9 protein-coding genes are annotated in these 7,146 nt (G+C 67.9%); 5 read left to right on the top strand and 4 right to left on the bottom strand.

All coding sequences use genetic code 11. The annotated features are described in order from the left end of the window. Positions 1–62: 62 nt before the first annotated feature. Together AC1DZ6_RS15090 and AC1DZ6_RS15085 are read right to left on the bottom strand one after the other, a co-directional pair. Positions 63–302 (bottom strand): flagellar hook protein FlgE, encoded by a 240-nt coding sequence (locus AC1DZ6_RS15090; RefSeq protein WP_477097975.1) that lies wholly within the window; start codon positions 300–302, stop codon positions 63–65. A 139-nt stretch (positions 303–441) separates the two neighbouring features. Then, positions 442–639, bottom strand: coding sequence for a hypothetical protein (locus AC1DZ6_RS15085; protein ID WP_477097974.1), 198 nt, complete (start codon positions 637–639; stop codon positions 442–444). Positions 640–860: 221 nt separating this feature from the next. Here AC1DZ6_RS15085 and AC1DZ6_RS15080 point away from each other — a divergent pair, with 221 nt between their 5' ends. Together AC1DZ6_RS15080 and AC1DZ6_RS15075 are read left to right on the top strand one after the other, a co-directional pair. After that, on the top strand, positions 861–2,516 hold the full coding sequence (locus AC1DZ6_RS15080) for a M20/M25/M40 family metallo-hydrolase (protein WP_477097973.1): 1,656 nt from the start codon (positions 861–863) through the stop codon (positions 2,514–2,516). Positions 2,517–2,766: 250 nt separating this feature from the next. After that, positions 2,767–3,483: a DUF998 domain-containing protein gene (locus AC1DZ6_RS15075; protein WP_477097976.1), complete on the top strand. Its 717-nt coding sequence runs from the start codon at positions 2,767–2,769 to the stop codon at positions 3,481–3,483. 10 nt (positions 3,484–3,493) lie between these two features. Here AC1DZ6_RS15075 and AC1DZ6_RS15070 read toward each other — a convergent pair whose 3' ends face one another. Beyond that, positions 3,494–4,114 carry a TIGR02466 family protein gene (locus AC1DZ6_RS15070; protein ID WP_477097972.1) on the bottom strand — a complete coding sequence of 207 codons (621 nt, stop codon included), beginning with the start codon at positions 4,112–4,114 and terminating at the stop codon, positions 3,494–3,496. A gap of 60 nt (positions 4,115–4,174) precedes the next feature. Between AC1DZ6_RS15070 and AC1DZ6_RS15065 the strand changes: the two genes are divergently transcribed. The 3 genes from AC1DZ6_RS15065 to uvrC are packed head-to-tail and all read left to right on the top strand — an operon-like array spanning position 4,175 to position 6,656. Further along, on the top strand, positions 4,175–4,441 hold the full coding sequence (locus AC1DZ6_RS15065; protein ID WP_477097971.1) for an antitoxin: 267 nt from the start codon (positions 4,175–4,177) through the stop codon (positions 4,439–4,441). Further along, on the top strand, positions 4,438–4,716 hold the full coding sequence (locus AC1DZ6_RS15060) for a type II toxin-antitoxin system RelE/ParE family toxin (RefSeq protein WP_477097970.1): 279 nt from the start codon (positions 4,438–4,440) through the stop codon (positions 4,714–4,716). Before AC1DZ6_RS15065 ends, AC1DZ6_RS15060 begins: the two co-directional genes overlap by 4 nt. 29 nt (positions 4,717–4,745) lie before the next feature. Continuing rightward, positions 4,746–6,656, top strand: a complete 1,911-nt coding sequence (gene uvrC, locus AC1DZ6_RS15055) for an excinuclease ABC subunit UvrC (protein WP_477097969.1) — start codon at positions 4,746–4,748, stop codon at positions 6,654–6,656. A 69-nt stretch (positions 6,657–6,725) separates the two neighbouring features. Here uvrC and AC1DZ6_RS15050 read toward each other — a convergent pair. Further along, positions 6,726–7,146, bottom strand: a 421-nt coding sequence (locus tag AC1DZ6_RS15050; RefSeq protein WP_477097968.1) for a hypothetical protein, incomplete at its 5' end; no start/stop codon positions are given.

The raw sequence follows: 7,146 nt of genomic DNA, 5'->3' as shown, positions 1-7,146 counted from the left end.
GGGGGAATGCGGGATGGGCTCGGACCGGCTCGAGCCGGGGCCTTCCGGTAACGTCCGGCGGCCTAGGCCTTGATGTCCAAAAGGGCGCCCGTCATCTCGTCAGCGGTCCTGGCGACGGCGGCGTTGGCCTTGAAATCGGTCTTGGCCGAGATCTGTTCGACGGCCTCGTGGGCCAGGTCGATCTTCTGCTCGGTTTGGCTCTGTTCCTGCCCCCAGGCCGCGGTGCGCTGTGCGCTGGCGCTGAGTCGATCGGCGGCGGCGAACATGCCCGCGGCGGCGGTGTTGAGAACCTGCACGACCATCTCCCTGGTTGCCGGGTCAATCTCGTCTGCGCCGGTTAACGGGCTTTAACGAAAGAGGGTGAAGTTACGCGGTTAACCGCCGCGACCGGCGCCAGGTGACCGGAAGCCCACGCCCGCTCTGGATGTTCGGGGAAGGCGTCTAGACGCTGATATTGACGAGGACGCCCGTGAGCTCGCCGGTGGCCTGGCCGAGGGCGGCGCCGGCCGCGGCCGTCATCTTGGCGTTGGTCTGGGCCACGGCCAGCTGGGTGAGATCGACCGACGGGGCGCCTTGGGCCGGAGCCGAGGCGGCGGGGCGCGGGACGGCGGCGCTGAAACGGTCGGCTGCGATCTGCACGGCGGCTTCCTTTTCGGGTCGCCGCCAACCTCGTCGCGAACCGTTAAGCCGGGCTGACCGAACACGGTAAACGCTGGCTGCGTCCGAGATAACGCGTTCTTTCGACGTGGCTTTTCCGTGAAGATTACAAAACGTTCAGGTTACGAAATCTCGACAAGCCGCCTTCGTCTGGCCAAGGTTCGCCCCTTCGCGGGCTCGGCCCGTAATTGGAGCCTGCCTTGATGCCGTTCTCCCGTCGCGCCGCCCTCGCCGGCGTCGCCCTGCTGCTGACCGTCCAGCCCGCCCTCGCCGCCCCCGCCGCCAAGGCCAAGCCCGTCGCGGCGAAGCCGGCCGGCTTCACGCCGTCGGCCGACGCCATCAAGGCGCATATGGGCTTCCTGGCCGACGACCTGCTGGAAGGCCGCGAGGCCGGCACCCGCGGCTACGACATCGCCGCCAACTACGTGGCCTCGCAATATGCGCTGATGCATGTGAAGCCGGCCGGCGACAACGGCACTTACCTGCAGCAGGTGCCCCTGACGGCCTACCGCTCGGCCAACGAGGGCGGCGTGTCCTACACCGGCGCCGACGGCAAGTCGGGCGCCCTGACCTTTGGCGAGGACTATCTGCCCTCGGCCCAGGCCCGCCAAGCCGAGACCTCGGTCACCGCGCCGCTGGTCTTCGTGGGCTACGGCATCGTCGCCCCGGAACGCGGCCGCGACGACTACGCGGGCCTGGACGTGAAGGGCAAGATCGTCGTCATGCTGAGCGGCGCGCCCACCGGCCTGCAGACCGAGATCCGCGCCCACTACGGCAACACCAGCGTCAAGCGCGTCGAGGCCGCCAAGCGCGGCGCCGTCGGCGTCCTGACCCTGCCGACCACCAGCTCCGAGAAGCGCCGCCCGTTCGCGCGCGGCGTGGCCAACTACCAGGAATGGCGGATGACCTGGAACGACGCCAAGGGCGTGGCCGAYGTGCGCGGCGCCTCTGCGCCGGGCCTGGCCACCCTGAGCCTGAAGGGCGGCGCCAAGCTGTTCGCCGGCGCGCCGACCTCGCTGGACGACGCCCTGGCCCAGGCCGAGACGCCGGACGGCCTKGTCAAGGGCTTCGCCCTGCCGACCAACGTCACCATCCAGCTGAAGACCGAGATCGAGAAGCGCCAGAGCAGCAACGTCGTCGGCCTGATCGAGGGCTCGGACCCGACGCTGAAGGCCCAGACGATCATCCTGTCCGCCCACCTCGACCACCTGGGCATCCACGGCAAGGACGCCGACAAGATCAACAACGGCGCCTTGGACAACGCCGCCGGCATCGCCACGATGCTGGAAGTGGCGCGCGGCTTCAAGGAAGCCAAGACCAAGCCCAAGCGCTCGATCGTCCTGCTGGCGGTCACCGCCGAGGAGAAGGGCCTGATCGGCTCGGACTACTTCGCCAACAACCCGACCGTGCCGAAGGCCGGCGTCGCCGCCGACGTCAATCTGGACATGCCCATCCTGCTGTACGACTTCCAGGACGTGGTGGCGTTCGGCGCCGACCGCTCGTCGATCGGCCCGGCCGTGGCCCGCGCCGCCGGTCGCGTCGGCATCGGCCTGTCGGCCGACCCGCTGCCGGAAGAAGGCCTGTTCACCCGCTCGGACCACTACCGCTTCGTCGAGCAGGGCGTGCCGTCGGTGTTCCTGATGACCGGCTTCAAGAACGGCGGCGAGAAGGGCTTCAAGGACTTCCTGGCCACCCACTACCACAAGCCCAACGACGACCTGAACCAGCCCATAAACTACCAGGCCGGGGCCCGCTTCGCCCTGGTCAACTACGAGATCGCCCGCGAGCTGGCCGACATGCCGACCCGGCCCAGCTGGAACAAGGGCGACTTCTTCGGGACCCTGTTCGGGAAGAAGTAGGGGTTACTCGGCTCGGGGACAGGCGCATGCGCCTGTCCCCGTTAGCCGCGCACAGTCTTTCAGCCCGTCATCCTCGGACTTGTTCCGAGGACCCCTGCCCCAACCGCGGAGAAGGTTGATCCGGGTAGCGGTGAGATCGCGGCCTAACGTCAAACGACAGCTCGGCGGCACGAGGGGTCCTCGGAACAAGTCCGAGGATGACGGCCGTAGAGTTGGAGCTCATGTTCAACCCGCCCCCGCGACCTCATCCATCCTTGACCCCGCCCTCGCCCGGCGCGATCTAGACGTGTCCGATCAGCCGGAGACGGGACGAGTGATAAGCGTTGGAAACCTCCTGAGGATCGGCCTGATCGTTCCGGCGATCATGGTGGCCGACGTACTGGTGGCCCAACACCTGTTCCCGGGCTTCGACGCCGGCGCCCAGTTCATCAGCGAACTCGGCGGGCCCAAGGCGCCCAACCCGCTGATCTTCAACATCGGCATGATCCTGGCCGGCCTGGCCGGGATCGCGGCGGGCGGCGGCTTCGCCCACGCGCTGGAGCATGCCGGCGGCCGTCGCCGGGTCTCGGCCTTCGCGGGCCTTTGGGTGGCGATGACCGGCCTGGGCGCGCTGTTCGCCGGCCTGTTTCACTGGCCAGACCCCATGCACCGCGCCTGCGGCGTGGGCCTGGCCATCCAGTTCGCCCCGCTGTTCACCGCCTGGGCCCTGTGGGGCAAGCCGGAGCATCGCCGCCTTGCGCGGTTCTCGCTGGGCTGGTTCTTCTTCCTGCTGCTGGTCCTGGCCCTGCTGACCGGGGTGTGGAACGTGCGGACCGGCAGCGACGTCGGCTTCTGGCAGCGCGGCCACGCGTTCCTGGGCCTGCTGTGGCTGGCCATCGCCTCGTTCAGCCTGGACCGCCATTGGCGAACGCGACCGGCCGACGGCGGGACGATCGCCGAGACGGACTACGTCCCCGCCGCGTCCTAGCGCCCCCGCCCTACCGCCAGGCGTAGTTGAAGCTGAGGCTGATCCGCTGCTCCTCGGCCTGGTTGGGCGTCACCTCGTGGCGCAGCCAGCTTTCCCACATCAGGATCGCGCCCGGCGCGGGCTGGACGTAGACAAAGGGCTGCAACGCCTCGGGCGCGTCGGTCTCGCGGGTGGGCGCGGCCATCATCATCGGCAGGCGCGGATCCTCGAACTTCAGGGCCGAGGCGCCCGGCGGGATGGTGACATAGACCGTGCCGGATATGACGCTGTGAGGGTGGATGTGGCCGCTGTGCTGGCCGCCCGGCTCTAGGATGTTGATCCAGAAGCTGTCCATCACCAGCTTGCCGCCGGCCAGGTCGAACCGCAGGTCCTTGGCGAAGGCCGCCGCGTGCTTGTCGAGCTTCTTCTTCAGGTCGGCGAACAGGCTGTCGCGCTGCGCCAGGTCGTCCAGCGAGGCGTAGGAGGTATAGCCCAGATAGCCCTTCTTCTCGGCCCAGGCCTGACCAGCCTCGTCGTCCTCGGCGACGGCGATGCAGGCGTCGTGCAGGTCGTCGATGAAGGCCTCGAAGCCCTTGTCGCCGGCGAGGCTGGCTTCGTAGAGCGGCGTGACGAAGAGCGAGCGCGTGGTCATGGGCGGGTCATACAGCCCCGCCGCGTTGACGACAAACCGCGACGGGCGGATGATCGGGTCATGGCCGACGGTGAAATCACCTTGAAGATCGATGGAGCGCGCGCTGAGCGCCTAAAGGCCGCTGCCGATTTGGCCGGCAAGAGCGTTGAGGACTATGCCCTGAGCGTCATCGACAACACACTCGACGACAACTGGGACTGGGACGCTATCGAGCGTATCTGCGACGAGACTGAACGCGAGGGTACGGGCGTTCCCCTCGAAGCAGTCAAGGCCTGGGTCAAATCCTGGGGAACCGAACACGAACTACCGATACCCATGGCAAAGTGAAGATCGTCCGGTTCTCACCGAGCGCCGTGAACGATGTTCACCGCCTTCGCGCTTGGTTGATCGAGCGAGCACCAAATGTCGCGGATCGCGCGGCCGACACGATCATTGAAGCCGCCGAAAGCCTGAGGGATCTTTCCCATCGTGGAATTCCTCACCGTGGAGGCATGCGCGAGTTGGTCGTGCCTTTCGGCGAAGCCGCCTATGTCATCCGCTATCGCGTCGGACCAAACATCGTCCTGATCGCGCGCATCCGTCACAGTCGCGAACTCGGCTAGGGGCGCCACGCCGCGCCAGACTCGCCTATATGTCGGGCGTGAACGATACGACCACCGACATTCCCCCCGCCAACGCCCTGAAGGGCGCCGCCCTGATCAAGGACGAGGTCTCGCGCCTGCCTGACGCCCCCGGCGTCTACCGGATGATCGGCGAGAACGAGGAAGTCCTCTACGTCGGCAAGGCCAAGAGCCTGAAGAAGCGGGTGGTCCAGTACGCCCAGGGCCGGTTCCACACCAACCGCATCGCCCACATGGTCGACGCCACGCGGGCCATGGTGTTCGTCACCACCCGCACCGAAGCCGACGCCCTGCTGCTCGAGATCAACCTGATCAAGTCGCTGAAGCCGCGCTTCAACGTGCTGCTGCGCGACGACAAGAGCTTCCCCGAGATCATGATCCGCCGCGATCACGACGCGCCCCAGCTGCGCAAGCATCGCGGGGCCCACACGATCAAGGGCGACTATTTCGGGCCGTTCGCCAGCGCCGGGGCGGTGAACCGCACGCTGAACACCCTGCAGAAGGCGTTCCTGCTGCGCTCGTGCAGCGACAGCGTCTACGAGACCCGCTCGCGGCCCTGCATGCTGCACCAGATCAAGCGCTGCGCCGCCCCCTGCACCGGCCTGATCGGCAAGGACGACTACCAGGGCCTGGTCGACCAGGCCGAGGCCTTCCTGCGGGGCAAGTCCCGCGCGGTCATGGCCCTGATCGCCCAGCAGATGGAGGCCGCCGCCGAGGACCTGGAGTTCGAGCGCGCCGCCCGCCTGCGCGACCGCATCCGCGCCCTGGCCTCCGTCGCCGCCGAAAGCCAGATCAATCCCGAGACCGTGGACGAGGCCGACGTCGTGGCGTTGCACGTCGAGAGCGGCCAGGCCTGCGTGCAGGTGTTCTTCTTCCGGGCCGGCCAGAACTGGGGCAACCGCGCCTACTTCCCGCGCGTCACGGGCAACGCCGAGGACGAGGACGACACGGCCACCGAGGAGCAGCGGATCCTGACCGCGTTCCTGGGCCAGTTCTACGACGACAAGCCGATCCCGCGCCTGATCCTGACCAATCTGGAGCCGGCCGACCGCGATCTGCTGGCCGAGGCCTTCTGCCTGAAGAGCGGCCGCAAGGTCGAGATCGCCACCCCCAAGCGCGGCGAGAAGGCAGACCTGGTCGGCCACGCCCTGACCAACGCCCGCGAGGCCCTGGGCCGGAAGATGGCCGAGGGCTCGGCCCAGACCAAGTTGCTGGCCGGCGTGTGCGAAGCGTTTGGCCTGGACGCCCCGCCCGAGCGGATCGAGGTCTACGACAACAGCCACATCCAGGGCACCAACGCCGTGGGCGGCATGATCGTGGCCGGGCCGGAAGGCTTCATGAAGGGCCAGTACCGCAAGTTCAACATTCGCTCGACCGAGCTGACGCCGGGCGACGACTACGGGATGATGAAGGAGGTGCTGAAGCGCCGCTTCGCCCGCCTCGTGAAGGAAGAGGAAGAGGGCGACAGCGAAAACCGCCCCGACCTGGTGCTGGTCGACGGCGGCAAGGGCCAACTTGACGCCGCGCTGGAGGTGATGGCCGACCTGGGCGTCGACGACATCGCCGTGGTGGGTGTCGCCAAGGGCCCGGACCGCGACGCCGGCCTGGAGCGGTTCTTCATGCCCGACAAGACGCCGTTCATGCTCGAGCCCAAGTCGCCGGTGCTCTACTACCTGCAGCGCCTGCGCGACGAGGCCCACCGGTTCGCGATCGGCGCCCACCGCACGCGCCGCTCGATGGACCTGAAGAAGAACCCGCTCGACGAGATCGAGGGCGTGGGGCCTGGGCGCAAGAAGGCCCTGCTGCACGCGTTCGGCTCGGCCAAGGGCGTGTCCCGGGCCGGGATCGAGGACCTGCTGAAGGTGGACGGGGTCAGCCAGCCGCTGGCCGAGCGGATCCACGCGTTTTTCCGGAAGAGCTAGCCGGACAGACGGACGGGGACAGGCGCCCGCGCCTGCCCCCGATTAGGGTCTCCCAAGATCCGGCCTTGCTCAGGTCGCCGACCAATCCGGCGCATACCGCGCCGCCGAAGCGAGCGGCGCGCTCACGTCGGTGATCACGCAGACGCCCTGATAGCCGTACGGGTCCGTCATCAGGGTTTCGGGATGATCCGAGGCCACCAGCGTCATCCAGTCCGGCGCGCGATTCATGCAACTGTCGTAGACCGTGCCGTCCTCGGCGACCACGGCCGTATCGAAGCCGCAAACCAGGAACGGATATTGCGCGGTCAGCCAATCGATCTTGCTGGACTCGCCCTTGGCCTCGACGGCGAACGACGACAGAGGCGTAAGCTCGATCCGCCTCGCCGCCGCCGCCGCGGCCAGGTGCTTGTTGACGTAGCTGACCGTTTCGCCGGCTTGATAGCTGCCCCTCGCCACCTTCGGACAGCGGGGCAGCTTCACGGTGGTGGTG

Source organism: Caulobacter sp. P1_B12_2 (assembly GCF_056406675.1).
The sequence above is the reverse complement of the archived record's forward strand: the minus strand, read 5'-3'. Positions and strand labels throughout refer to the sequence as shown.